The organism is Pseudomonas sp. PAMC25584 (assembly GCF_058135675.1).
Map to the genome: position 1 here is coordinate 5897203 of NZ_CM176870.1, position 26085 is coordinate 5923287.

The window sequence follows — 26085 nt, forward strand, 5'->3', positions numbered from 1 at the left end:
TGATCCGAGCACCCAGGCTCTAGGCGGCGCATCTGCGTTTGGCGTAAGGCCCGTCTACGCGGCCAGTAGCCGTGCGGCCTTGGCCTTGAGTGCCTGCAGATCGAGCACCGGCACGTGTGGTTGCTTGGCCTGTTCGTCCCAGTGGCGCAGACGCAGGCTGACCGCGTAGAGCGGGTCTTGCTCGAAAGCCCGCGCTTCGTCAGGCGTCATCACCCCACCTTGATAGGCCAGCGTGCGGCGGCTGGCTTCGCTCAACCGCGCGTAGTAGTCCGGCTGGCTGAAGGTCAGGTAGCGCTTGGCCTGGACGTGATACTCCACCAGCCTGGCCAGGCGCTCGCCGAAGCCGGCGCGGCGCAGGTAATCGGCGCCCAGCCGCTCATGGCTGACCACGCCATAGCCCCCCATGTTCGCCCCGCCCTGGCCGCAAAGATGGCCGATATCGTGGAAAAACGCCGCCAGCACCACTTCATCGTCGAAGCCTTCGGCCATGGCCCACTGCGCGGCCTGGGACATGTGTTCGAGCTGCGATATCGCCTCGCCGATGTAATCCGCCGTGCCGTGCTGCTCGTACAGGCCGAAGACCTCGGCAATCACCTGTTCCGGGCTCTTCATGCCTCACCCCATAGCGCGCTGATATTGCGCTCGGCCAACGCCGGTCCCACGCTCATGCCCACGCCGGTATGCATCAAGGCGGCGCTGACGCCGGGCGCCACGCGCAGGCACGAGAACGGCGCAGGCCCGCGTGCGCCATAGACGCCCTGCCAGCGCTCGACCACCTGGATCTTGCAACCCAGGGTCTGCTCGGCCAGTTCGAGCATCCAGTCATCGACCTGCTCGGCATTGAACGGCGACGCATCGCGGCCGTAGTCGTGGGAGTCGCCGATGATCAGTTCGCCATGCGGCGTCGGGCTGATCAGCAAGTGAATCCCGTGCTCATGCAGGTGCGGCGCCTCGTGCAGGATCTGCGCCTGCACCGCCGCCGCTTCCGGCAGGTCGGCAAAGGCGCCGTAATGCACGCAACTGAGGCCGGTGAGCAAGGCGTGTTGCAGGTTCAGGTTAACCGCCGGCCGCGCGCGCAGCATTTGCAGGCGGCAGACATGCGGGTTGAGTTCGGCAATCGCCTCGGCCAGCAGGGTTTGGTAGTCGTGGCCCGAGCAGACGATGATCTGCGCGCCACGGAAACTGCCCGCCGTGCTGTGCAACTGGCCGGGCTCGACGTCGCGCACCAGGGTGGAAAAGTGAAACTCCACCTGCAATTGCTCGCGCAGGTAGTGGATCAGCGCCGGGATCGCCTCGCGCGAATACAGTTGCTGATCGTCCTTGCCATGCAACGCCGCGCGGTGATGACGGAACTGGCCGCCGTACAGATCCCGCAACGCCGCGCCTTGCAGCAGCTCGACGTTGTAGCCGTGCTCCAACGCACGGCCAGCGCAGAAGGCTTCCAGCAGATGTTCTTCCGCTTCGCTGCGGGCGAACAGGTACGAGCCGTTGCGCTTGAGCTGCAAGCCGGCCAGCCGCGCCCATTCGCCCCAGATATCGCGGCTTTGCCGCGCCAGGTCGAGCATCGGGCCTGGCGGTTGGCCGGTGACCAGGGCCTGGCCGAAGTTGCGTACCGAGGCGCCCAACGGGGTGGCGCTGCGCTCGAACACCTTGACCTTGAGCCCGCGCTTGGCCGCCGCGTAGGCGTGGGACAGGCCGAGGATGCCGGCGCCGATGATCAGCAGGTCGCTGTGGTGTGTCATTTAGTGATGTCCTGTTTTCAAGACCGCTATCGGGGGCAAGCCCCCTCCCACATTTGAATGTGTTCACAAACCAAACGTGTGGGAGGGGCGGTGCGACGATTCGACTTGCCCCCGATGAGGCCATCAGCCCAAACGGAGTACTTACTGACCCGCCACCTTCTCCGACTTGCCGTCATAGCGCTTACGCCATTCAGTCAGAATGCTGTCGCGGTTTTTCGAGGCCCAGGTGAAGTCGTTCTTGATCAGCCGCTGCTCGTAGTCCGCCGGCAATTCGGTCTGCGGCTTGGCGATGCCCGGCTGGGCGAGCACGGCGAAGTTGTCCTTGTACAGGTCCATCGCGGCGGTGCTGGCGGAGAAGTCGGCGAGTTTCTTCGCCGCGTCGGCGTGGGCGCTGCCCTTGATCACGGCGGTCGCTTCGATGTCCCAGCCCAGGCCTTCTTTCGGCAGGATGATGTCCAACGGCGCGCCCTGGCGCTTCAACTGCACGGCCGGGTATTCGAACGAAATGCCGATCGGGAACTCACCCGAAGCCGCCAGCTTGCACGGCTTGGAACCGGAGTGAACGTACTGGCCGATGTTCTGGTGCAAGTCGTCCATGTACTGCCAGCCCTGCTTCTCGCCGAAGGTCTGCAGCCAGGCGCTCACATCCAGGAAACCGGTGCCCGACGACGCCGGGTTAGGCATTACGATCTTGCCCTTGTACTCGGGCTTGGTCAGGTCTTGCCAGCTCACCGGCTTGGTCAGGCCCTGCTTCTCGGCTTCGACGGTGTTGAAGCAAATGGTCGCGGCCCAGACGTCCATGCCGACCCAGGCGGGCGGGTTGGCGGCGTCACGGTAGTGTTTGCCGATCTTATCCAGGTCCTTGGGCGCGTAACTCTCAAGCATGCCCTGCTGGTCGAGGATCGCCAGGCTTGAAGCCGCCAGGCCCCAGACTACGTCGGCTTGCGGGCGGTTTTTTTCCGCGAGCAGTTTGGCGGTGATGATGCCGGTGGAGTCACGTACCCATTTGATTTCGATGTCGGGGTTGGCTTGTTCGAAGGCTTTTTTGTAGGTCTGCAATTGCTCGGCTTCGAGGGCCGTGTACACGGTCAGTTCGGTCTTGGCGAAGGCATTCAGGCTGAATGCAGTGAGTACGGCAGCGACCAGCGCCAGGGGCTTGAACATGGAATACCTCCTTCAGGGTTATTGGCCCGGCGCGGTCTGGCGCCAGGCTTGGGAGCGGCGCAACACGCCACGTGAGGCCCACGCCAGCAGCAGCGAAACGCCGGCCGAGGTGAACAGGATCAAGCTGGACATGGCCGCCGCACCGCCCACATTGCCGGCGTCGTCCATGTTCAACACGGCGACGGCGGCGAGGATGGTGTCGGGGCTGTAGAGGAAGATCGCGGCCGAGACGGTGGTCATCGCCGACACAAACAGGTAGCGCACGATGTCCAGTAGCGCCGGCAGGCAGATCGGCACGGTCACGCGCAGGTAGTGGCGGTACAGCGGCGCCTTCAGCGACAGCGCGGCGGCTTCGAACTCGGCGTCCAGTTGGCGCAGCGCGGTGGTGGCGGTCATCTGCGCGGTGGTCAAATAATGAGCGATGGTGCACACCACCAGCAGCGTCATGGTGCCGTAGAACACATGCAGCGGGTTGCCGCTGAGGTTGAAGAAGAAGACGTAGCCCAGGCCCAGCACCAGGCCCGGCACGGCCATCGGCACAAAGCTGAGCATGCGCAGCGCCAGGTTGAGGCCCTTCTGGCCCTGAGTCTTTTCCATCAGGTAGGCGCCGGTGAAGATCAGTACGCTGCCGATCAAGGCGGTAAACAGGGCCAGGGTCAGGCTGTTGCGGTACGCCAGCCAGCCGCCGCCGGCCGTGTCTTCGAACTGGTAGTGGTTGAGCGACAGCGACAGGTTGTAGGGCCAGAACTTCACCAGCGACGAGTACACCGCCATGCCGAACACCAGCAGCAACACCGCGCAGATCAGCAGCACAATCGCCAGGTAACAGGCATCGCGCCGCCGCGAAGGTGCCGGCTGGAACACCTGGGCACGGCCCCCCATGGCATCGCCCTGACGCCGACGCAGCCAGGCGTCGACGCCAAAGCTGAACAGCGCCGGCAGCAGCAACACCATGCCGATCAACGCCCCGCGTCCGAACTGTTGCTGGCCGACCACAGCCTTGTAGGCTTCCAGCGCCAGCACCTGATAATCGCCGCCGACCACCACGGGTACGCCGAAATCGGTGATGGTCAGGGTGAACACCAGGCAAAACGCGGCGAACACCGCCTGGCGCGTGGCCGGCCAGGTGATGCTGCGAAACGCCCGGGCCGGGCTGGCGCCCATGCTCGAGGCCGCATCGAACAAGCGCGCATCCGCCAGGGAAAGCGCCGACAACAGGATCATCAAGGCGTGTGGGAAGGTGTAGATCACTTCGCCGAGGACAATGCCCCAGAAACCGTAGATGTTGTCCGACAGCAAACCGCGCAACAGGCCCTGGTTGCCGAACAGGTACACCAGCGCGATCCCCGGCAGCATCGACGGCGCCATCAACGGCAGCAACGACAGCCCGCGCCAGATCGCCTTGGCCGGGATCAGCGTGCGTTGCAACGCATAGGCAAACAGATACGCCAGCGGTACGACGATGGCCGCCACGCTGAGGGAAACTTTCAGGCTGTTACCGAGCAGCCAATGGAAGTTGGCGCTGCTGAGCAGTTCCCGTGCCGCCACCAGCCCGCCGCCCTGCCCGGCTTCGCTGCTGAAGCCGCGCCAGAAGATCGCCAGCAGCGGCAGCAACACCGCGACGCCCAGCAGGCACAACCACAGCCATTTGCCGCCCAGCACAAAAAGGCGGTCGCCCAGCTCGGCACGAGACACCCGCCGCGCAACGGGCAGCGTCATCAGCGCACCCATGTCAGGCAAACACCTGCAGGCTGCGCGGTGGCAACGCGACCCAGATGTCCTGGGCGCCCAGGCGCGGCATGGCCTCCGGGGCCAGTTCGGCCAGCAGCGGATGACCGGGCAGTTGCGCCAGTTCAAAGCTCATGCGGCAACGGTTGCCGAGAAAGGTGATCTCGCGGACCTTGGCCGCAAACAGGTTCTCTTCATGCACCGGCGGGTTGACGCTGATCGCTTCCGGGCGGCAGAACAAGCGCCCGGAGGTGGCCGCGCCGGCATCCTCGGCCAGGCGCATGTGCATCCCGCCGACCTGGGCGTGGCTCGCGCTGCTGCGGCTGAACGGCAGCCAGTTGCCCTGGCCGACGAACTCCGCCACGAACGGCGTGGCCGGGCGGTCGTAAATCTCTTGGGGCGTGGCGTATTGCTCGACCTTGCCGTTGTTCATCACGGCAATGCGGTCGGCCATCAACATGGCTTCGTCCTGATTGTGGGTGACCATCAGCGTGGTGATGCCCAGGCGACGCTGCAGTTGGCGCAGCTCGGTACAGAGGTGCTCACGGACGCGGGCGTCGAGGGCCGACATCGGCTCATCGAGCAGCAACAGCGAGGGGGCCGGCGCCAAGGCACGGGCCAGCGCGACCCGTTGTTGCTGGCCGCCGGAGAGTTGGCCGGGGTATTTCTTTTCGCTGCCGAGCAGGCCAACCAGTTCAAGCATCTGGCCGACGCGCTTGCGCACTTCATCGCGACCGCTACCGGTGAGGCCGTAGCCGATATTCGCTTCAACGGTGAGGTTGGGGAACAGCGCGTAGGACTGGAACAAAATGCCGTAGTCCCGAGCCTGGGGCGGCAGCAGGGAAACATCCCGTTCGCCCAGGTAAATCTCACCGCTGTCCTGGTGCTCCAGGCCGGCGATGCAGCGCAGCAGCGTGGTCTTGCCGCAACCGGACGGGCCCAGCAGGCACACCAGCTCGCCAGCGGCGACGTCCAGGGACACGTTGTCCAGCGCGGTAAAGGCGCCGAAACGTTTCTGGATACCCCGCACCTTCATTGGCGCGCCGGGTTGGGTCAGGGCTGTGTTCATGAAGGCACCTCATCAAACGGATGAGGGCCATGCTAGGCAGGCAATGCGTCCCTGGTGTGGCAGAAAGGCAAAACGTGGCGATAGTGGTATTGGTGGATTTGGGTAGGGTTTATCCAGAGGGGGGTGGCCTTGAGGGCCAATCGGGGGCAAGGCCACCAGCACTTTTCAGATCGGCGACATTTCCTGCGCCAACCCAAGAAAAGCAGCAGGCAGGCGAGCGCCTTTTCTTTCCTTGAGGCAGTAGAGGTACTCAGCAATCTGCGGCGCATTCTCGATGCTCAGCACCCGCAACTGCGGGTCATGGGGCACTTCCTGACGGGCGATGATGCTGATGCCGATATTGCGCAGCACCGCTTCACGAATCGACTCGCGGCTGCCGATTTCCAGCAGCGGCCCGTAACTCACGCCCGCGCCCTGCAGCATCTGTTCGGTCAGGCGTCGTGTGGTGGAGCCGGCTTCACGCATCAACAACGTATGCCCGGCAAGCGCGGTCAACGGCACATGATCGAGCGTCGCCAACGGGTGGTTGCGATGCACCGCCAGCACCAGCGGGTCGGTGCCCAGCACACGGCGAATCAGGCGTGGGTCTTCCAGCAACTGCGAGGACGCCGCAACGTCGACGCGGTAATCATCCAGGGCTTCGAGCACCTGTTGGGAGTTGCCGATTTCCACCGACACCTCCACCTGGGGCAGGCGCTCGCGGAAGGCTTTGACCAGGTCGAGGATGTAATACGGCGCCGTCGCGGCAATCCGCAATGCGCCCTGGACCTGACCACTGTTACGCAGGAAAAACTCAATGTCCGCTTCCTGCTGCAACAGCGTCTTGACCATCGGCAGCAGGCGCGCGCCTTCGTCACTGACCGTCAAGCGGCGGCCACCGCGATAGAACAACTCGACGCCGTAATGGCTTTCCAGGTTGCGAATCTGCGTGGTGACGGTGGGCTGGCTCAGGCCGAGTTTTTTCGCCGCCTGGGTGATGCTGCCCAGGCGGGCGACCATAAAAAACGCCTTCAACTCGGCACTCAGCACGCCACCCTCACATCATCTATTTGCGCAGCAGGCGCAGGCCATTGAACACCACCAGCAGGCTCACGCCCATGTCGGCGAACACCGCCATCCACATGGTGGCCATGCCCAGGAAGGTGACCGCGAGGAAGATCGCCTTGATCACCAGCGCCAGGGCGATGTTCTGCTTGAGGATACTCGAGGTTTGCCGCGACAACCGAATGAAAGCCGGGATCTTGCGCAAATCATCGTCCATCAAGGCCACGTCGGCGGTTTCGATGGCGGTGTCGGTGCCCGCTGCGGCCATGGCAAAACCAATCTCGGCGCGGGCCAACGCCGGGGCGTCGTTGATGCCGTCGCCGACCATGCCCACGCGCCGGCCTTGGCCGTAGAGCGCTTCAATGGCTTGCAGTTTGTCGGTGGGCAACAGGTCGCCCTGGGCCTGGTCGATGCCGACCTGAGCCGCAATCGCCTGGGCGGTGTGGGTGTTGTCGCCGGTGAGCATCAGGGTTTTGATGCCCAGTTCGTGCAACTGCTGGATGGCTTCGCGGCTGCTGTCCTTGACCGTGTCGGCCACGGCGAACAGCGCCAGCGGGCCGGACTTGTCGAGCAGCAGCACCACGGATTTGCCTTGTTTCTCCAGGGCGAAGAGTTTGTCTTCCAGCGCGGGCGAGCACAGGCCGAGTTCTTCCACCAGGCGGTGGTTGCCCAGGTGGTAGGTTTCGCCGTTGATATCACCGCGCACACCACGACCGGTCAGGGCAGTGAAGTTATCCACAGCGTGGCGCGCCAGGTTTTTATCCACCGCCGCGTTGGCGATGGCCAGCGATACCGGGTGGTCGGAGCGCCCGGCGAGGGCGGCGGCCAAGGCCGGCGCACTGTCTTCGACATTCGGGAACAGCGCCAGGTAATCGGTTTGCACCGGCTTGCCGTGGGTGATGGTGCCGGTCTTGTCGAGGGCCAGGTAGTCGAGTTTGTAACCGCCCTCCAGGTACACGCCGCCCTTGATCAGGATACCTTTGCGCGCCGCCGCCGCCAGGCCGCTGACGATGGTCACCGGGGTGGAAATCACCAAGGCGCAGGGGCATGCCACTACCAGCAGCACCAAGGCGCGGTAGATCCAGTCGAACCACACACCGGCCATGAACAGCGGCGGGATCAGCGCCACGCCCAGGGCAAACAGGAACACCGCCGGGGTGTAGATCTTCGCGAAGCGGTCGACAAAGCGCTGGGTCGGCGCGCGTGCGCCCTGGGCCTGCTCCACGGCGTGAATGATCCGCGCCAGGGTGGAATTGTTGGCGGCCGCCGTGACGGTGTATTCCAGGGAGCCGGCCTGGTTGATGGTGCCGGCGAAGACTTTATCGCCCACGGTTTTTTCAATCGGCAGGCTTTCACCGGTGATCGGCGCTTGGTCGATGGTGGACTGGCCGGCGGTGACTTCGCCGTCCAGGCCGATGCGCTCGCCGGGGCGAACCCGCACGATAGCGCCCAATTCGACACTTTTCACTTCCCGTTCGACCCAACTACCGTCGGCCTGCTGCACCGTGGCCTGTTCCGGGGTCATCTGCATCAAGCCGCTGATGGCATTGCGCGCACGGTCGAGGGACTTGGCTTCGATCAATTCGGCCACGGTGAACAGGAACATCACCATCGCCGCTTCCGGCCATTGGCCAATCAGGATCGCACCGGTCACCGCGATACTCATCAGCGCATTGATGTTCAGGTTGAGGTTTTTCAGGGCGATCCAGCCCTTTTTATAAGTGGTCAGGCCGCCGCTGAGGATCGAAACCAGCGCTACCAGGGCAATCACCCAGGTCGGGGCTGCGTTGGTGAAGTGGATCACTTCAGCCGCCAGGGCGCCGACGCCAGACAGCGCCAGCGGCCACCCGTGTTTCTTGGCCGGCGGCGCGGCGGCCGGGGTGCCCTCTTCGATCGGATCGGCCTGCATGCCCAGGGACTTGATGGCGTCGATGATCGGCGCGGTGCTCGGCAGGTCATGGGTGACGCCGAGGATGCGGTTGATCAGGTTGAATTCCAGTTGCTGCACACCGGCGAGCTTGCCCAGTTTGTTCTGGATCAGCGTCTGCTCGGTGGGGCAGTCCATGGCTTCGATGCGGAAGGTGCTCAGGCGCGAGCCAGCGGTGGGTGCTTCGCTCAGTTGCACCAACGCCGGGGCTGGCGTGCCGGAGCAGCAGGAACCGGCGTGGCCGTGGTCATGCACCGGCGTCAGTTTTTTCGGCGCATGATCGTGGTCATGCGCATGATCATGTTTGTGCGGGGTGTGCAGGGAGTCGCTCATCGGGTCGCGTCCGTAATGGTGCCTGTTGCCAAGTAAAGACCCTGTAGCCACTATAGGGTCAAGCACCCTTTTGGAGATTGCTGCAATGAAGATCGGCGAATTGGCCAAACTGACCGACTGCCCGGTGGAAACCATCCGTTATTACGAGAAGGAAGGCCTGCTGCCGCCACCGGCACGCACCGAGGCCAACTACCGCGTGTACACCCAGGCGCACACCGAGCGGCTGGTGTTTATCCGCAACTGCCGCAGCTTGGACATGACCCTGGAAGAAATCCGCAGCCTGCTCGGCCTGCGCGACAGCCCGCAGGACCAATGCGAAAACGTCAACGCGTTGATCGATGAGCATATCCACCATGTCAAAGCGCGGATCGACGGGCTGTTGGCCTTGCAGGAACAGTTGATCGACCTGCGCCAGCGCTGTGGCAGCGGGCCGGAGCTGGATCAGTGCGGGATATTGCAGCGGCTGGAGGTCAGCGGCAGTGTTGCCGCCAGCGAGGCTGAGCCTTCGCATGTGGGCAGAAGCCATGGGCATTAATTCAGCCTGGTAACCGAATCAAACTGTGGGAGGGGCGGTGCGACGATTCGACTTGCTCCCGATAGCGGAGTTTCAGCCACCAAATATTTAGCTGATCCACCGCTATCGGGGGCAAGTCGAATCGTCGCACCGCCCCTCCCACACAAGCCCACACCTTTAGACTGAGGCAGCCTTTAGATGGCGACGTCGGCCTTGATGCTTGGGTCGGCGTCGTAGCCCACGATTTCGAAGTCTTCGAACTTGTAGTCGTAGATCGACGCAGGCTTACGCTTGATCAGCAATTCCGGCAGTTTTTTCGGCGTGCGCGCCAACTGGGTCTGGATCTGTTCCATGTGGTTGCTGTAGGCGTGGGTGTCGCCGGTGGTGACGATGATCTCGTGGGGGATCAGGTCACACTGCTGGGCCAGCATATGGGTCAGCAACGCCAGCGCGGCGGTGTTGTACGGCAGGCCGAGGAACACGTCGGAGCTGCGGATATACAACTGCATCGACAGATGGCCGTCATGCACGAACGCCTGGTACAGCAGGTGGCACGGCGGCAGGGCCTGCTTGCCGTTGCGCGCATTTTCCTGGGGGCTCTTGGTCTCGTCCGGCAGGTACTCGACGTTCCAGCCGTGGAACAGGATGCGGCGGCTGTTGGGGTTGGTCTTCAGCGTCTGGACCATGTAGTCGATCTGATTGATCTTGCCGCCGTCCTTGGTCGGCCAGGCGGTCCACTGCTCGCCGTACACCGGGCCCAGATCACCGTCTTCGGTGGCCCACTCGTCCCAGATGCGCACGCCGTTCTCGTTCAGCCACTTGATGTTGGTGTTGCCGCTCAACATCCAGATCAATTCGTTGGCGATGCTTTTGAAGTGAAGCTTCTTGGTGGTCAGCAGCGGGAAGCCGTCGGCCAAGTTATGCCGATACTGACGGGCAAACACGGCCTTGGTGCCGGTGCCGGTGCGATCGCCCTTGGTCAGGCCATTGGTCACGACGTCGTTCAGTAGTTCGAGATATTGCTTCATGTCATTACCCGTATCGTTGCAGCCGAGACCTCGCAGGCCTCGGCATTCGAATTTAAAGCGCGGTGTTCTTCAACGGTTGCGCACGGTTGTACGCCCACCACAGCAGGCCCAAGCCGGCGACAATCATCGGGATACTGAGGATCTGCCCCATGGTCACCCAACCGAACGCCAGGTAGCCCAGTTGCGCATCCGGTACGCGCACGAACTCGACGACAAAACGGAAGATCCCGTAGAACAACGCGAACATACCCGACACCGCCATGGTCGGCCGCGGCTTGCGCGAGAAGAGGTACAGAATGAGGAACAGTGCCACACCTTCCAGGGCGAACTGGTACAGCTGCGACGGATGGCGCGGCAATTGCGCCGGGTCGCTGAACGGCGGGAACACCATCGCCCACGGCACGTCGGTCGGCTTGCCCCACAGTTCGGCGTTGATGAAGTTACCGATACGCCCGGCGCCCAGGCCGATCGGCACGAACGGCGCAACGAAGTCCATCAACTGGAAGAATGACTTGCCGTTGCGGCGGCCAAACCACCAGGCGGCAATCATTACGCCGACAAAGCCACCGTGGAAGGCCATGCCGCCCTTCCATACCTCGAAGATCAGCGTCGGGTTGGCGATGTAGGCGGACAGGTCGTAAAACAGCACATACCCCAGGCGACCACCGACGATGACCCCCATCGACAACCAGAAAATCAGGTCGGAGAGTTTTTCCTTGGTCCACGTCGGGTCAAAACGGTTCAGGCGCCGGGACGCCATAAACCAGGCACCGCCGATGCCGATCAGGTACATCAACCCGTACCAGTGGATTTTCAGCGGACCGATGGCCAGGGCCACCGGGTCGATCTGCGGGTAAGGCAGCATTGCGACTCCTCGTTAAATCATTCGTTATAGCGACCGGACCTTGCCCGGGCGCGATTAAGCCTTCGTTACAGCAAGAAATTCAAACCCACGCAAAACAGCAGCGCGGCAAACAGCCGTTTCAGCAAGCGCGGCGACAAGCGGTGCGCCAGGCGTGCGCCGAAGCGGGCAAACACCATGCTGGTCAGGGCAATGCCCAGCAGTGCCGGCAAATACACGAACCCTAAACTATGAGCGGGCAGCAGCGGGTCATGCCAGCCCAGAATCATGAAACTTAATGCACTGGCCAGTGCAATCGGCAGCCCGCAGGCCGACGAGGTGGCCACCGCTTGCTGCATCGGCACGCTGCGCCAGGTCAAAAACGGTACGGTCAGCGAACCGCCGCCTATCCCGAAAATCGCCGAGGCCCAGCCGACCACCGTGCCTGCCAAGGTCAACCCGACCTTGCCCGGCACCGTTCGACTGGCCTTGGGCTTGACCTCCAGCGCCAGTTGCACAGAGATGATCAGCGCGAACACGCCGATGATCTTCTGCAAGTGGGGGCCGGAAATCGCCTCGGCGGTCAACGCGCCAAAGCCGGCGCCGATCAGGATGCCCACGGTCATCCACACAAAAATCGGCCAGCGCACCGCGCCTAGTCGGTGGTGCTCACGCACGGCATTGATCGAGGTAAAGATAATCGTCGCCAGGGACGTACCCACGGCCAGATGGGTCAGCACCTGCGGGTCGAAACCCTGCAAGGTGAAGCTGAACACCAGCACCGGCACGATAATGATCCCGCCACCCACGCCAAACAGCCCGGCGAGCACGCCGGCACAGGCGCCCAGCAGCAAATACAGCAGAAATTCCATGGGAGCCCCCAAACCAAGTCCGGCATGTTAACGGATGGAAGGCATGCGACCCAACTGGATACGATGGAACGCCCGCGCCAGTGTCGGTAGAGTGGCCAAACACACAAAAGGGGATCGCCTGATGTGCCTGATAGTTTTCGCCTGGCGGCCGGGCCATGCCCAACCGCTGATCGTCGCGGCCAACCGTGATGAGTTCTACGCCCGCCCCAGCCTGCCGCTGGCCCAGTGGCCGGATGCGCCTGCGGTCTACGCCGGCCGCGATCAGGAAGCGGGCGGCACCTGGCTGGGGGTGAATGCCGATGGGCGTTTTGCCGCCCTGACCAATATCCGCGACCCGCACCAGCCGCCGGCACGCAAGTCGCGCGGGGAACTGGTGGCGCGGTTTCTCAGCGGTTCGCTGCCGCTTGAGCAGTATTTGGCCGACATTAACGGCCGTTCGATTGAATACGCCGGGTTCAACCTGCTGGTGGGCACGCGGGAGGAGCTGTGGCATTACAACGCCAATGACACCGAGCCCACGTTGCTGGCAGCGGGAGTCTATGGGCTTTCCAATGCTGGGCTGGATACGCCGTGGCCGAAGCTGGTGAAGGCCAAGACGGCGTTAGGCGCGGTGCTGGAGAACCCGCAGACGGAGGCGTTACTGGAGATTTTGAGCGACCCGCAGACCGCACCGTTTGCTGACTTGCCCGATACCGGCGTGGGCTTGGCGACCGAGAGTTTGCTATCAAGCGTATTTATCGCCAGCCCCAGTTATGGGACACGGGCGAGTACAGCGTTGATTGTGAATGCGGACGGCACGCGGCAGATGGTGGAGCGTAGTTTTGGGCCGCATGGTGGCCGGCTCGGCGAAGTTGAACTCAATTTCTAGCCACACCACAAAACCAATGTGGGGGGGGGCGGTGCGACGATTCGACTTGCCCCCGATTAGGGTGTATCAGCCAAAAGTGTGCTGACTGACACTCCGCAATCGGGGGCAAGCCCCCTCCCACATTTTTAATCAGCGCCAGGCTTTAGAGGGTTTTGGCAGCGGCCGGATTGATCATTCGCGTCAACCCGAGGTTCTTCAGCGCCAGTTGCAGCGAGCTGTGGATAACTTGCGGGTTGTCGATGGTCATCAGCTCGGCCAGCAGTTCCTTGGCCATGCTCAGGTTGACCTGGCGCAGCAGCCACTTCACCTTCGGCAAGTTGGTGGCGTTCATCGACAGGCTGTCAAAGCCCATCGCCATCAGCAGTACCGCCGCCGCCGGGTCGCCGGCCATTTCACCGCAGATGCTCACCGGTTTGCCTTCGGCATGGGCGTCGCGCACCACATGTTGCAGCGCTTGCAGCACCGCCGGGTGCAGGTAGTCGTAGAGGTCGGCCACCCGTGGGTTGTTGCGGTCCACGGCCAGCAGGTATTGGGTCAGGTCGTTGGAGCCCACCGACAGGAAGTCCACCTGCCGCGCCAGTTCCTTGGCCTGGTACACCGCTGCCGGGATTTCGATCATTACGCCGATCGGCGGCATCGGTACGTCGGCGCCTTCGTCGCGCACTTCACCCCAGGCGCGGTGGATCAGGTGTAGGGCTTCTTCCAGCTCATGGGTGCCGGAGATCATCGGCAGCAGGATGCGCAGGTTGTTCAGGCCTTCGCTGGCCTTGAGCATGGCGCGGGTTTGTACGAGGAAAATTTCCGGGTGGTCGAGGGTCACGCGAATGCCGCGCCAGCCGAGGAAGGGGTTGTCTTCCTTGATCGGGAAATACGACAGTGACTTATCGCCGCCAATGTCCAGGCTGCGCATCGTCACCGGCAACGGATGGAAGGCGGACAGTTGCTCGCGATAAATCGCCAGCTGCTCCTTCTCACTCGGAAAACGCTGGTTGATCATGAACGGCACTTCGGTGCGGTACAGCCCGACACCTTCGGCGCCGCGTTGTTGCGCACGGGCCACATCGGCGAGCAGGCCGGTGTTGACCAACAACGGCACGCGATGCCCGTCGAGGGTCACGCAGGGCAGTTCGCGCAGGGCGTCGAGGCCCTGGGACAGCTGGCGTTCTTCTTCCACCACCTCGGCGTATTGCTTGCGCAGCACTTCGCTGGGGTTGGTAAACACCTCGCCACGGTTGCCGTCGACGATCATGGCGATGCCGTCGACCTTGGAGTACGGCAGGTCCACCAGGCCCATCACCGTCGGAATACCCATGGCCCGGGCCAGGATAGCGACGTGGGAGTTGCCCGAACCGAGCACCGAGATCAGGCCCACCAGTTTGCCTTCCGGCACTTCACCGAGCATGGTGGCGGTCAGTTCTTCACTGATCAGGATGGTGTTGTCGGGGTAGACCAGGTTGGTGGAGCGGTCTTCCTGCAAGTAGGCGAGCAGACGGCGACCGAGGTCACGCACATCCGAGGCCCGCTCACGCAGGTAGGCGTCGTCCATCAATTCGAAACGGTTGACGTGATCGGAAACCACCTGACGCAGCGCACCCTGGGCCCACTGGCCGGTCTTGATCACGGTCTTGACTTCGTTACCCAGCGACGCGTCATCCAGCATCATCTGGTACACCTCGAACAGCGCTCGCTCTTCGGGGCGCAGTTGGGTGGCGAGCTTGTTCGACAGGTTGCGCATGTCGGCGCGCACGCCTTCCAGGGCGGTCTTGAACAGTTTGATTTCGGCGTCGATGTCGCTGACCGTCTTGTCCGGCACCACATCGAGGTCGGCCGGCGGCAACATGACGACGGCCGTACCGACGGCAGCACCCGGCGAACCCGGTACGCCGACGAACTTGGCTTCCTGGATGCCCTTGCCCTGGCGCCCCAGGCCGCGAATCGAGCCGGTGGCTTCAGCGTGGGCGATAACCCCGGCCAACTGCGCGCTCATGGTCACGAGGAAGGCTTCTTCGCCTTCGTCGAACTGGCGGCGTTCTTTCTGCTGGATGACCAACACGCCGACAACGCGGCGGTGGTGAATGATCGGTGCGCCGAGGAACGAGGCGTAGCGCTCTTCGCCGGTTTCGGCAAAATAGCGATAACGCGGGTGATCAGCCGCGTTTTCAAGGTTCAGGGGTTCTTCACGCGTCCCTACCAAGCCCACCAGACCTTCATTGGGCGCCATGCTGACCTTGCCGATGGAGCGCTTGTTCAAGCCCTCGGTCGCCATCAGCACAAAACGGTTGGTCTCGGGGTCCAGCAGGTAAACCGAGCAGACCTGGCTGCCCATGGCTTCCTTGACGCGCAACACAATAATCCCCAACGCCGCCTTGAGATCCTTGGCGGAGTTAACTTCCTGGACGATCTTGCGCAGCGTATTGAGCATGGCTCGGGGTCGAACTCCGTCGTCAGTCGCGCGTTAAAAGGCGCGGGGCAAGCTCTTTGAGAGCGCGACGATAAACTTCGCGCTTGAATGTCACCACCTGGCCCAGCGGATACCAATAACTGACCCAGCGCCAGCCATCGAACTCCGGTTTACCGGTCAAATCCATCCGCACCCGCTGCTCGTTGGAGATCAGGCGCAGGAGAAACCATTTCTGCTTCTGGCCGATACACAGCGGTTGGCTGTGGGTACGCACCAGGCGTTGCGGCAAACGATAACGCAACCAGCCACGGGTACAGGCCAGAATTTGTACATCTTCGCGCTCAAGTCCGACTTCTTCGTTCAACTCGCGGTACAAGGCGTCTTCAGGGGTTTCGTCAGGGTTGATTCCACCTTGAGGAAACTGCCAGGCGTCTTGGTTGATTCGGCGAGCCCATAGGACCTGTCCAGAATCATTCGTAAGAATAATCCCGACATTAGGACGGAAACCATCGGGGTCGATCACGGCAACAACCTCGCAAACGCATGTCGTCGCATTGTTCCACAAAGGTTGTTCCAGCGGCAACGAGGCTTCTTAGCTTATGTGCACTCTTGTGAAAAGACCGTATTCTGGACGCCTTTTTACAGACATTTCAGCGGGTAACTGTAATGCGCCTGGCTTTATTCGACTTGGACAACACGCTTCTTGGGGGTGACAGCGATCACGCCTGGGGGGATTACCTCTGTGAACGCGGGATTCTCGACCCGGTGGCCTACAAGGCTCGCAACGACGAGTTCTACCAAGACTACCTGGCCGGCCGGCTGGATAACGCGGCCTACCTGAATTTTTGCCTGGAAATCCTCGGCCGCACCGAGATGGCCCAACTGGACGCATGGCACAACGACTATATGCGCGACTGCATCGAGCCGATCATGCTGCCGCAGGCTGCGGAACTGCTGGCCAAGCACCGCGCCGCCGGCGACAAGTTGGTGATCATCACCGCGACCAACCGCTTCGTCACCGCGCCAATTGCCGCACGCCTGGGCGTGGACGCCCTGATCGCCACCGAATGCGAGATGGAAAACGGCCGCTACACCGGGCGCAGTACGGATGTGCCGTGCTTTCGCGAGGGCAAGGTAACGCGCCTGAACCGCTGGCTGGAAGAAACCGGGCATAGCCTGGAAGGCAGCTACTTCTACAGCGATTCGATGAATGACTTGTCGCTGTTGGAGCAGGTGACGCATGCGGTCGCGGTAGACCCGGATCCGAATCTGCGGGCTGAGGCTGAAAAACGCGGCTGGCCGGTGATTACGTTGCGTAGCTGATGGCCCTATCGGGGGCAAGCCCCCTCCCACCTTTAACCGCATTCCAACGGATGTATGCGGTTACATGTGGGAGGGGGCTTGCCCCCGATGCAGACAACTCGGTCCCAAGTCTTAAACCGGCTTGGCGCCCATGAGCCCCGCAATCGCCACAAACCCCACCAGGCTGACCACCGCCAGTACCAGGGTGAAATTCAGGCTACCGCCCTCGCCCTTGCGCAGGCGATTGAGCCGCGCAACCAGCCAGAACCAACACAGCGCCGCAATGGTGTAGAGCAGGCTGGAACCCAGGATCCAGGCTTGCCCCAGCGGCCAGCCGACCAGATGCACCAGCCACCAGCCGGTAAACGGCATGCTGATCAGGCAGATCCCCATCAACAACCACACGAACACCCACGGGCGCTGCACGGTGATCGCCGGGCCGGCGCTGCGTTTGCGCCAGGCCAGCAGCGCCAGGCCGAGGCCACTGAGCAGCAACAATACAGTGGCCGCCATGTGGATAACTTTGAGGGTGGTCAGGGTTTCCATGTGTCGTCTTCCTTAAAGGCCGCCCAATCAGCGTAGTCGCTCAACCGAGGAACAGTTTGTAAGCCGGGTTATCGCTTTCATCCCAGTACGGGTAGCCAATGGCTTCAAGGGCTGCCGACACCAGATGACGCTCGTCCGCCGGAACCTGCAGCCCGGCGACCACACGGCCGTCGGCTGCGCCGTGGTTGCGATAGTGGAACATCGAGATGTTCCAGCGCCCGCCTAATTTGTTAAGAAAGTTGAACAAGGCGCCTGGCCGCTCCGGGAATTCGAAGCGAAACACCACTTCATCGCTGACCTTCGCCGCGTGCCCGCCGACCATGTGGCGGATGTGCAACTTGGCCAGTTCGTTCTCGGTCAGGTCCAGCACCGGGAAACCCTGGCTGGTCAGGCTGGCGATCAACGCGCTGCGCGGATCGTTTTCCGGATGGGTCTGCACGCCAACGAAAATGTGCGCCTCCCGGCCGGAGTGGTAGCGGTAGTTGAATTCGGTGATCTGGCGCTTGCCCACGGCCTCGCAGAACGCCTTGAAGCTGCCCGGCTTCTCGGGGATGGTCACGGCGATGATGGCTTCGCGCCCTTCACCCAGCTCGGCGCGCTCGGCCACATGGCGCAGACGGTCGAAGTTGACGTTGGCGCCCGAGTCGATGGCCACTAGGGTTTGCCCGGTAACGCCACGGGTTTCGACGTATTTCTTGATGCCCGCCACACCCAAGGCGCCTGCCGGCTCGGTGATGGAGCGGGTGTCGTCATAGATGTCCTTGATCGCCGCACAGATTTCATCGGTGCTGACGGTGATCACTTCATCCACATAGTCCTTGCAGATGTCGAAGGTGTACTGGCCGATCTGCGCGACCGCCACGCCATCGGCAAAAATGCCCACGGTCGGCAGCACCACGCGCTCGCCAGCGGCCATGGCGGCCTGCAGGCAGTTGGAATCGTCCGGCTCGACACCGATGATCTTGATCTCAGGGCGCAGGTATTTCACATAGGCTGCGATGCCGGCGATCAGCCCGCCGCCGCCGACCGGCACGAAAATCGCGTCCAGCGGCCCGGGATGCTGGCGCAGGATCTCCATCGCCACGGTGCCCTGCCCGGCAATGGTGTGCGGATCATCGTAGGGGTGAATGTAGACGTAGCCTTTTTCGTCGACCAGTTTCAGCGAATAGGCCAGGGCTTCCGGGAAAGAATCACCGTGCAGCACCACTTTGCCACCACGGGAACGCACGCCTTCGACCTTGATCTCCGGAGTGGTCTTGGGCATCACGATAGTGGCCTTGACCCCCAGCACCTTGGCCGCCAGGGCCAGGCCCTGGGCATGGTTGCCCGCCGAAGCGGTGACCACGCCGCACGCGCGCTCTTGCGCCGTCAACTGGGTCAGCTTGTTATACGCACCGCGAATCTTGAACGAGAACACCGGCTGCAAGTCTTCCCGCTTGAGCAAGACCTTGTTGCCCAGTCGCTCGGAGAGCTGGCGGGCGGGCTGCAATGGGGTTTCTACGGCAACGTCATAAACGCGCGAGGTGAGGATCTTTTTGACGTACTGTTCAAGCATCGGCAGGCATCACTGGGCGGGTTGGGCAGGGCCAACGAGTCTAACTCAGCGTTCGGCCGGGCGACCACACGAATCCAAAGGTTTTGATGGGTTATACTCGCGCCCCTCTCTACTCCCCCGCCCGTTCCGGAGCCCGCATGACCCAGGATCAACTCAAACAGGCAGTGGCCCAGGCCGCCGTCGATTTAATCCTTCCTAAACTCGATGACAAGAGCATCGTCGGCGTCGGCACCGGCTCCACCGCCAACTGCTTCATCGATGCGTTGGCCAAGCACAAGGGCGCATTCGACGGCGCAGTGGCCAGCTCCGAAGCCACCGCCGCGCGCCTCAAGGGCCATGGCATTCCGGTGTACGAGCTCAATACCGTGAGCGACCTGGAGTTCTACGTCGACGGCGCCGATGAAAGCGACGAACACCTGAACCTGATCAAAGGCGGTGGCGCCGCCCTGACCCGCGAGAAGATTGTCGCGGCCGTGGCCAAGACTTTTATCTGCATCGCGGACGCCAGCAAGTTGGTGCCAGTACTCGGCGCCTTCCCGCTGCCGGTGGAAGTGATCCCGATGGCCCGTAGCCACGTGGCCCGCGAACTGGTGAAACTGGGCGGCGACCCGGTGTACCGCGAAGGCGTGCTGACCGACAACGGCAACATCATCCTCGACGTGTACAACATGCAGATCACCAACCCGGTGGAGCTTGAAACCCAGATCAACGCCATCGTCGGCGTGGTCACCAACGGCCTGTTCGCCGCGCGCCCGGCTGACGTGTTGCTGCTCGGCACAGCTGAAGGCGTGAAAACCCTCAAGGCTTGATGCACAGCCAAATGTGGGAGGGGCTTGCTCCCGACAGCAGTGTGTCAGTCGACGTCTACTTGACTGAACCACCGCTATCGCGAGCAAGCCCCCTCCCACATGGGGTCGGCGGTGTTTTCAGGATTTTGGTTTCTTGAATACGTAGAACAGGTTCGGCTCGCTGACCAGGTACAACGTACCTTCGTCATCCATGGCGATCCCTTCGGCCTGAGGCACACGCCTGCTCAGGCCATGGCGCCCGCCCATCAGGGACAGACTGCTCAGCGGGCGACCGTCGATATCCAGTTCCAACACCAGGAACGACTCATCCGACAGCGCCAGTAAATGCCCGCTGCGCTCGTCGTATTGCAGGCTCGACAGGTCGCGCACGAACAGCCCGGCATCGCGCTTGGGGTTGTTGATGACGTGGACCGAGTAGGTTTTTTCCGGTTTGAAATGGGGAAAGCCGTGGACCTCGTAGATCACCATCGGGTCGCGCTCCTTCGCCACGAACAGGCGCTTGCCCACCGAGTCGTAGGCAAGGCCTTCAAAACCCTTGTTGCCCTCCACATGGACACCCAGGGTCATCTGCTCCGCATCGGCGGCGTCGAGGAATTGGGTATCGTCATCCACATGCACCTTGATCAGGCGCTGTTGGCGTTCATCGCTGATGACGTAGATGTTGTCGCTGATGAATTCCACAGCCTCGGCGTCACCGAAGCCGACCAGGGGAATCCGTCGCAGGATCTTGCCTTCAAGGGACAACTCGACCAGCTCGGCGTTTTTGTTGGTGACGGTAAACAGGCTTTTACGCACCGGGTCGTAGGTCAGCGCGGAAACGTCATCATCCAGCCCTTCGATCACCTGGCCCTCCACGCTAACCCGGTAATCCGCCAGGCCAATGGAGCGTTCGTCGGCAGGCTGGCCCCACGCCTGCCAGTTGAACCAGGCACGTTCGAACAGGCGAAACTGTTGCGCGACAACGCCCACGCCGATCAAGGCGATCAGCACCAGTATGAAAAAAGCAGGCTTGGGGCGGGCTAGTCGACGCATCGGGCGGGCTCAAAGTCAAAAGTGGCGAATAAATATCACGCCCATCTGAATCTAAACTTAAACGCGCCCGGTGTGTGGCGTATGCCGCAGATAGAAACGTATCCGACGTTATCGGTCTGTTATGGCTGTTTTTCGAAACGATAGAACAGGTTCGGCTCACTGACCATGTACAGGTTGCCGCGCTCGTCCAGGGTCACGCCTTCGGCACGGGGGATCGTGTTCTTGAGGCCGTTGAAGCCACCGAGCAAGGTCATGAAGCTGACTTGCTCGCCCTTTTCATCCAGTTCCAGCAGCAGGTGGGAGTCGGCCGACAGCACCAGCAGGTGCCCGGTGCGCGGGTCGATGGCCAGGGCCGAGAGGTTGCGCATGTCCAGCTTGGTATTGGCGAGCTTTTGCTTGTCACCGACCAGGGTCTGGCTGCCGTCGCTTTTCCAGGTGAACAGCGCCGGCGGGCGTTCTTCGCCCAGCACGAACTGCTGGTTGCGCTTGTCCCAGGTGACGCCTTCAAAGGCTTTGTTCTGGTTTTTGGACGGGCCCAGGTCGTAACTCGGGAAGTCGGCCTTGTTCAACGCCGTGGTGCCGGCGTCGACTTTGACGATGGTCAGGCTGTGCTGGCGCTCATCGACCACGGCCATCAGGCCGTTTTCCATCACCGTCACACCTTCCGGGTTGCTCCAACCGTTAAGGGGCATCTTGCGCAGCACATCGCCTTGCAGGGTCAACTCGACGAGGAATGCATTTTTGCCCATGACAGAAAACAGGGTTTTCGTCTGTGGGTTGTAGGACAGGTCCGAGGCCTCGTCCTTCTCCATACCGGGCAGCAGCTTGGCGTCGATGACGGCACGGTAATCCGGGAGCCACACGCTCGATTGGCGTTTGGCCGGGCTTTCAAAACGCTCGACTACCCACAACACACCGCGGTCGTCCCAATGCATGGCCCAGGCAATGCCGTACACAATCGCCCCGGCCAGAAACAGCCAGGAATACCAGCGCAGAGCAAAACGAGAGCGTGGCTTGGGGGTCAAGGTAGGCAGGGACACGGCCATTGGGCGCTTTTTCCGGGAAGTCAGCATTAGGTGATAGCACAGGAATAACCGCCCCGCGCTTAGGAGGCGGAAGATTATCCGGATGGGGTGTGAAAAATATGCAAACAACCGAGACTAGCGAGGGACCTGTGGCGAGGGCGCTAGCTCCCGCTGGACTGCTTAGCAGTCCCATTTTCAGGGCCGCTTCGCGGCCCAGCGGGAGCAAGCGCCCTCGCCACAGGGTGCTGCTGAAGTTAGCGAACGCTGCTTTCGAAACGGTTCACACCGGACAATTCCAGCACCAGCTCGTCACCGACATTCAGCGGACCCACGCCGGCTGGGGTGCCGGTGAGGATCACATCCCCGGCTTGCAGCGAGAAGCAGCCGGCCATGTACTGGATCATCGGGATGATCGGGTTGAGCATGACCGCACTGTTGCCATCCTGGCGCACTTCGTCGTTGATGGTCAGGCGAATGCCGATATCGGTCAGGTCAGGGAAGGTGCTGCCGACCACGAACGGCGCGATCACCGCCGCGCCGTCAAAGGACTTGGCGATTTCCCACGGCAAGCCCTTGGCTTTCAACTCGGCCTGCTTGTCGCGCAGGGTCAGGTCGAGGGCCGGGGCGAAGCCGGAGATGGCGTCGAGTACTTCTTCGCGGCTGGGCTTGGTCGACAGGGGTTTGCCGATCAGCACCGCGATTTCCGCTTCGTAATGCACCGAACCGCGTTCGGTCGGAATGCTGAAACCGCCTTCCAGCGCCACAACGCAGCTTCCCGGCTTGATGAACAGCAACGGTTCGGTCGGTACCGGGTTATCCAGTTCCTTGGCATGTTCGGCGTAGTTACGCCCGATACACACCACTTTGCCCATAGGGAAGTGGATGTTGGTGCCGTCGACATACTTGTGCTGGTAGCTCATGGAACGACTCCTTCAGGGGCGGTTAAACAGCGAAGATCTTGCCGGGGTTCATGATCCCGTTCGGGTCGAACACCGCTTTGACTGCCTTCATGTATTCGATTTCAACCGGCGAGCGGCTATAGGTCAGGTAATCGCGCTTGGTCATGCCCACACCGTGCTCGGCGGAGATCGAGCCGTTGTACTTCGCGACGGTCTCGAACACCCACTTGTTCACGGTGGCGCACTTGGCGAAGAACTCGTCCTTGCTCAGGTTTTCCGGCTTGAGGATGTTCAGGTGCAGGTTGCCGTCGCCGATATGGCCGAACCAGACGATTTCGAAGTCGGGGTAGTGTTCGCCGACGATCGCGTCAATTTCCTTCAAGAATGCCGGTACTTTCGATACCGTTACCGAAATGTCGTTCTTGTACGGCGTCCAGTGGGAAATGGTCTCGGAGATGTACTCGCGCAGCTTCCACAGGTTGTGCAGTTGGGTTTCGCTCTGGCTCATCACGCCGTCCAGCACCCAGCCCTGCTCGACGCAGTGCTCGAAGGTTTCCAGGGCGTGGTTGGCGACGTCTTCGGTGGTAGCTTCGAATTCCAGCAGTGCGTAGAATGGGCATTCGGTCTCGAACGGCGCCGGCACGTCACCACGGCCGAGGACTTTGGCCAGGGCCTTGTCGGAGAAAAACTCGAAAGCGGTCAGGTCCAGCTTGCTCTGGAACGCGTGCAGCACCGGCATGATCGAGTCGAAGTCGGTGGTGCCGAGCACCATGGCGGTGAGGTTTTTCGGCGCACGGTCCAGGCGCATGGTGGCTTCCACGACAAAACCCAGGGTGCCTTCGGCGCCGATGAACAACTGGCGCATGTCGTAGCCGGTGGCGTTCTTGATCAGGTCGCGGTTCAGTTCCAGCACGTCGCCTTTGCCGGTGACGACCTTCATGCCGGCGACCCAGTTACGGGTCATGCCGTAGCGAATCACCTTGATCCCGCCGGCATTGGTGCCGATATTGCCGCCAATCTGGCTCGAACCGGACGAAGCGAAGTCCACCGGGTAGTACAGGCCGTGCTCTTCGGCGGCGTTCTGCAATTGCTTGGTGACCACGCCCGGCTGGCACTTGGCGGTGCGGTCGGTGAGGTTCACGTCCAGGATCTGGTTCATATAGTCGAACGAGACGACCACTTCACCATTGGCCGCAACGGCAGCGGCCGACAGGCCGGTACGCCCACCGGACGGCACCAGCGCGACCTTGCGCTCATTGGCCCAGCGCACGATGGCCTGCACTTGCTCAGTCGTCTTGGGGAACACGATGGCAGTCGGGGCCGGCGCGAAGTGCTTGGTCCAATCCTTGCCGTAAGCCTCCAGGGAGTCGGCGTCGGTCAGCACTTTGCCGGGCTCAACCAGGGTCTTTAGCTCATCAATCAGGGCAGGATGGGTCATCGACAGAACTCTCGAACAATTCATGGTCATCCTGAGAACGCTTCACGTCGCAGGAATAGGTGTTTAGCGGGGCGCATATGCTAGCATACCGCCCCCGCAGGACAGAGCCCAAGGGCGTTCTGCGGTGACGGCTTTCCTGCCGTCCGGGTCAGCTTGCGCTGCTCGATTCCCTGCCATTTTTCTCCGGGATACAGGTTTACGCAGATGAGCAAGACTTCTCTCGATAAGAGCAAGATCAAGTTCCTTCTTCTGGAAGGCGTCCACCCATCGGCCGTCGAGGTTCTGAAGGCCGCCGGGTATACCAGCATTGAGTACATCACCAGCTCTCTGCCGGAAGCCCAGCTCAAGGAAAAGATCGCCGACGCGCACTTTATCGGCATTCGCTCCCGCACTCAGCTGACCGAAGAGGTCTTCGATCACGCCAAGAAACTCGTGGCGGTCGGCTGTTTCTGCATCGGCACCAACCAGGTCGACCTTAATGCGGCGCGCGAGCGCGGCATCGCGGTGTTCAACGCACCGTACTCCAACACCCGTTCCGTTGCGGAACTGGTGCTGGCCGAGGCCATCCTGCTGCTGCGCGGTATTCCGGAGAAAAACGCCTCCTGCCACCGTGGCGGCTGGATCAAGAGCGCAGCCAACTCCTTCGAAATCCGCGGCAAGAAGCTGGGTATCGTCGGTTACGGCTCGATCGGCACTCAACTGTCGGTCCTGGCCGAAAGCCTGGGCATGCAGGTGTTCTTCTACGACACCCTGACCAAGCTGCCACTGGGTAACGCCACGCAAGTGTCGAGCCTGACCGAGCTGCTGGGCATGTCCGACATCGTCACCCTGCACGTGCCGGAAACCGCTGAAACCCAGTGGATGATCGGCGAGAAGGAAATCCGCTCGATCAAGAAAGGCGGCATCCTGATCAACGCTGCACGCGGCACCGTGGTCGAGCTAGACGCCCTGGCTGACGCGATCAAGGACAAACACCTGATCGGCGCCGCCATCGACGTGTTCCCGGTGGAGCCACGCTCCAACGACGACATCTTCGAAAGCCCGCTGCGTGGCCTGGACAACGTGATCCTGACCCCGCACATCGGCGGCTCCACCGCTGAAGCCCAGGCCAACATTGGCCTGGAAGTCTCGGAAAAACTGGTCAAGTACAGCGACAACGGTACGTCGGTGTCCTCGGTCAACTTCCCGGAAGTGGCCCTGCCGGCTCACCCTGGCAAGCACCGCCTGCTGCACATCCACCAGAACATCCCGGGTGTGATGATGGAGATCAACAAGGTCTTCGCAGAAAACGGCATCAACATCTCCGGTCAGTTCCTGCAGACCAACGAGAAGGTCGGCTACGTGGTAATCGACGTCGACGCCGAGTACTCGGACCTGGCACAACAGAAGCTGCAGCACATCAACGGCACGATTCGTTGCCGCGTGTTGTTCTAAGGCTTCAAACGCCGTACAAAAAATGGGAGACCCACAGGGGTCTCCCTTTTTTTGTCTGAACAAATCTTACTTGACGTTAACCGTGATCACTTTCGAGGCTACAGTCGGGTTGAACTGCATGTGCAACTTGTCGCCGGCGACCAGTTGCAAGGTGTGCTTGCCAGGGGTGAGGGTCAGTTCGGTTTCGGTCTGGGCCTTACCGTAGTGGATCACGGTGTCAGTGGCCGGGATCGGCACGCTGGCGTCCGGCAGCGCTTTCTGGTCGACCAGCAGGTGATGGTGGCCGGTGCCTGGGGCCTGTTCGGTGGCCGGAGCCAGCTTCAGGCCTTCCATGCCGAATTTGACGGTGAAGGTTTTATCGACGGTGGCGCCGTCTTTCGGCGAAACGATAAACACTTTTGCACCTTCAGGTGGCGCGCTGCGCGGGATGCCGTCTGCGGCAGTCACCAACATCGAAGCACCCAGCAGCACGCTGGCAATCGTTGCACGAGACAAAAGGGCTTTCATTCGCTTC

General features: G+C 61.9%; 24 protein-coding genes. 5 read left to right on the top strand and 19 right to left on the bottom strand.

Annotation, left to right across the window (positions count from 1 at the left end):
- Positions 1–54 precede the first annotated feature (54 nt).
- The 7 genes from ACS5Q8_RS27670 to ACS5Q8_RS27700 form a co-directional block, all read right to left on the bottom strand.
- Complete coding sequence (locus ACS5Q8_RS27670) at positions 55–612, bottom strand: phosphonate degradation HD-domain oxygenase (protein ID WP_443695301.1); 558 nt, start codon at positions 610–612, stop codon at positions 55–57.
- Positions 609–1742 carry a TIGR03364 family FAD-dependent oxidoreductase gene (locus tag ACS5Q8_RS27675; RefSeq protein ID WP_443695303.1) on the bottom strand — a complete coding sequence of 378 codons (1134 nt, stop codon included), beginning with the start codon at positions 1740–1742 and terminating at the stop codon, positions 609–611. Before ACS5Q8_RS27675 ends, ACS5Q8_RS27670 begins: the two co-directional genes overlap by 4 nt.
- A gap of 141 nt (positions 1743–1883) precedes the next feature.
- Complete coding sequence (locus ACS5Q8_RS27680) at positions 1884–2906, bottom strand: putative 2-aminoethylphosphonate ABC transporter substrate-binding protein (protein ID WP_443695305.1); 1023 nt, start codon at positions 2904–2906, stop codon at positions 1884–1886.
- Positions 2907–2924: 18 nt separating this feature from the next.
- Complete coding sequence (locus ACS5Q8_RS27685; RefSeq protein WP_463878220.1) at positions 2925–4637, bottom strand: putative 2-aminoethylphosphonate ABC transporter permease subunit; 1713 nt, start codon at positions 4635–4637, stop codon at positions 2925–2927.
- A 1-nt stretch (position 4638) separates the two neighbouring features.
- Positions 4639–5703, bottom strand: coding sequence for a putative 2-aminoethylphosphonate ABC transporter ATP-binding protein (locus ACS5Q8_RS27690; RefSeq protein WP_426099954.1), 1065 nt, complete (start codon positions 5701–5703; stop codon positions 4639–4641).
- Positions 5704–5868: 165 nt separating this feature from the next.
- The gene (locus ACS5Q8_RS27695) at positions 5869–6732 is read right to left on the bottom strand and encodes a LysR family transcriptional regulator (RefSeq protein WP_465159656.1); all 864 of its coding nucleotides are present in this window, start codon (positions 6730–6732) and stop codon (positions 5869–5871) included.
- A 16-nt stretch (positions 6733–6748) separates the two neighbouring features.
- A complete protein-coding gene (locus tag ACS5Q8_RS27700) occupies positions 6749–9007 on the bottom strand; it encodes a heavy metal translocating P-type ATPase (RefSeq protein ID WP_443695309.1) in 2259 nt (752 codons plus the stop codon).
- Between the two features lie 85 nt (positions 9008–9092).
- Between ACS5Q8_RS27700 and cadR the strand changes: the two genes are divergently transcribed.
- Entirely contained in the window at positions 9093–9542 is a 450-nt protein-coding gene (cadR, locus tag ACS5Q8_RS27705; protein ID WP_017845051.1) for a Cd(II)/Pb(II)-responsive transcriptional regulator, read from the top strand.
- A gap of 173 nt (positions 9543–9715) precedes the next feature.
- Here cadR and ACS5Q8_RS27710 read toward each other — a convergent pair whose 3' ends face one another.
- From ACS5Q8_RS27710 to ACS5Q8_RS27720, 3 genes are all read right to left on the bottom strand, one after another.
- Entirely contained in the window at positions 9716–10549 is an 834-nt protein-coding gene (locus tag ACS5Q8_RS27710) for a thymidylate synthase (RefSeq protein WP_253399984.1), read from the bottom strand.
- A 52-nt stretch (positions 10550–10601) separates the two neighbouring features.
- Positions 10602–11414 (bottom strand): prolipoprotein diacylglyceryl transferase, encoded by an 813-nt coding sequence (lgt, locus tag ACS5Q8_RS27715; protein WP_276195326.1) that lies wholly within the window; start codon positions 11412–11414, stop codon positions 10602–10604.
- A gap of 65 nt (positions 11415–11479) precedes the next feature.
- Positions 11480–12262, bottom strand: coding sequence for a sulfite exporter TauE/SafE family protein (locus ACS5Q8_RS27720; RefSeq protein ID WP_443695312.1), 783 nt, complete (start codon positions 12260–12262; stop codon positions 11480–11482).
- A gap of 121 nt (positions 12263–12383) precedes the next feature.
- Here ACS5Q8_RS27720 and ACS5Q8_RS27725 point away from each other — a divergent pair, with 121 nt between their 5' ends.
- Complete coding sequence (locus ACS5Q8_RS27725) at positions 12384–13130, top strand: NRDE family protein (protein ID WP_465159657.1); 747 nt, start codon at positions 12384–12386, stop codon at positions 13128–13130.
- A 142-nt stretch (positions 13131–13272) separates the two neighbouring features.
- Here ACS5Q8_RS27725 and ptsP read toward each other — a convergent pair whose 3' ends face one another.
- The gene (ptsP, locus tag ACS5Q8_RS27730) at positions 13273–15552 is read right to left on the bottom strand and encodes a phosphoenolpyruvate--protein phosphotransferase (protein WP_276195329.1); all 2280 of its coding nucleotides are present in this window, start codon (positions 15550–15552) and stop codon (positions 13273–13275) included.
- Between the two features lie 22 nt (positions 15553–15574).
- Complete coding sequence (locus ACS5Q8_RS27735) at positions 15575–16054, bottom strand: RNA pyrophosphohydrolase (RefSeq protein ID WP_026139795.1); 480 nt, start codon at positions 16052–16054, stop codon at positions 15575–15577.
- 143 nt (positions 16055–16197) lie between these two features.
- On the opposite strand from ACS5Q8_RS27735, the gene ACS5Q8_RS27740 reads away from it, so the two are divergent.
- Positions 16198–16854, top strand: coding sequence for a histidinol-phosphatase (locus ACS5Q8_RS27740; protein WP_443695314.1), 657 nt, complete (start codon positions 16198–16200; stop codon positions 16852–16854).
- 111 nt (positions 16855–16965) lie between these two features.
- Here the strand turns inward: ACS5Q8_RS27740 and ACS5Q8_RS27745 are convergent, their stop codons facing one another.
- The gene (locus ACS5Q8_RS27745; RefSeq protein ID WP_426099951.1) at positions 16966–17379 is read right to left on the bottom strand and encodes a DUF2269 family protein; all 414 of its coding nucleotides are present in this window, start codon (positions 17377–17379) and stop codon (positions 16966–16968) included.
- A 40-nt stretch (positions 17380–17419) separates the two neighbouring features.
- Positions 17420–18934 (bottom strand): threonine ammonia-lyase, biosynthetic, encoded by a 1515-nt coding sequence (gene ilvA, locus ACS5Q8_RS27750; protein ID WP_247396877.1) that lies wholly within the window; start codon positions 18932–18934, stop codon positions 17420–17422.
- Between the two features lie 137 nt (positions 18935–19071).
- Between ilvA and rpiA the strand changes: the two genes are divergently transcribed.
- Positions 19072–19743 (top strand): ribose-5-phosphate isomerase RpiA, encoded by a 672-nt coding sequence (rpiA, locus tag ACS5Q8_RS27755; RefSeq protein WP_276195332.1) that lies wholly within the window; start codon positions 19072–19074, stop codon positions 19741–19743.
- A gap of 117 nt (positions 19744–19860) precedes the next feature.
- On the opposite strand, the gene ACS5Q8_RS27760 is transcribed toward rpiA, so the two are convergent.
- From ACS5Q8_RS27760 to ACS5Q8_RS27775, 4 genes are all read right to left on the bottom strand, one after another.
- Positions 19861–20775, bottom strand: coding sequence for an SdiA-regulated domain-containing protein (locus ACS5Q8_RS27760; RefSeq protein ID WP_426099950.1), 915 nt, complete (start codon positions 20773–20775; stop codon positions 19861–19863).
- A gap of 119 nt (positions 20776–20894) precedes the next feature.
- Positions 20895–21821 carry an SdiA-regulated domain-containing protein gene (locus tag ACS5Q8_RS27765; protein ID WP_276195334.1) on the bottom strand — a complete coding sequence of 309 codons (927 nt, stop codon included), beginning with the start codon at positions 21819–21821 and terminating at the stop codon, positions 20895–20897.
- 233 nt (positions 21822–22054) lie between these two features.
- Positions 22055–22720: a fumarylacetoacetate hydrolase family protein gene (locus tag ACS5Q8_RS27770; protein WP_465159658.1), complete on the bottom strand. Its 666-nt coding sequence runs from the start codon at positions 22718–22720 to the stop codon at positions 22055–22057.
- 22 nt (positions 22721–22742) lie between these two features.
- Positions 22743–24137, bottom strand: a complete 1395-nt coding sequence (locus ACS5Q8_RS27775) for an FAD-binding oxidoreductase (RefSeq protein ID WP_276195336.1) — start codon at positions 24135–24137, stop codon at positions 22743–22745.
- Between the two features lie 204 nt (positions 24138–24341).
- Between ACS5Q8_RS27775 and serA the strand changes: the two genes are divergently transcribed.
- Entirely contained in the window at positions 24342–25571 is a 1230-nt protein-coding gene (gene serA, locus ACS5Q8_RS27780; protein ID WP_276195337.1) for a phosphoglycerate dehydrogenase, read from the top strand.
- 66 nt (positions 25572–25637) lie between these two features.
- Here serA and ACS5Q8_RS27785 read toward each other — a convergent pair whose 3' ends face one another.
- Entirely contained in the window at positions 25638–26078 is a 441-nt protein-coding gene (locus tag ACS5Q8_RS27785; protein ID WP_247396887.1) for a DUF4399 domain-containing protein, read from the bottom strand.
- Positions 26079–26085: the final 7 nt, after the last annotated feature.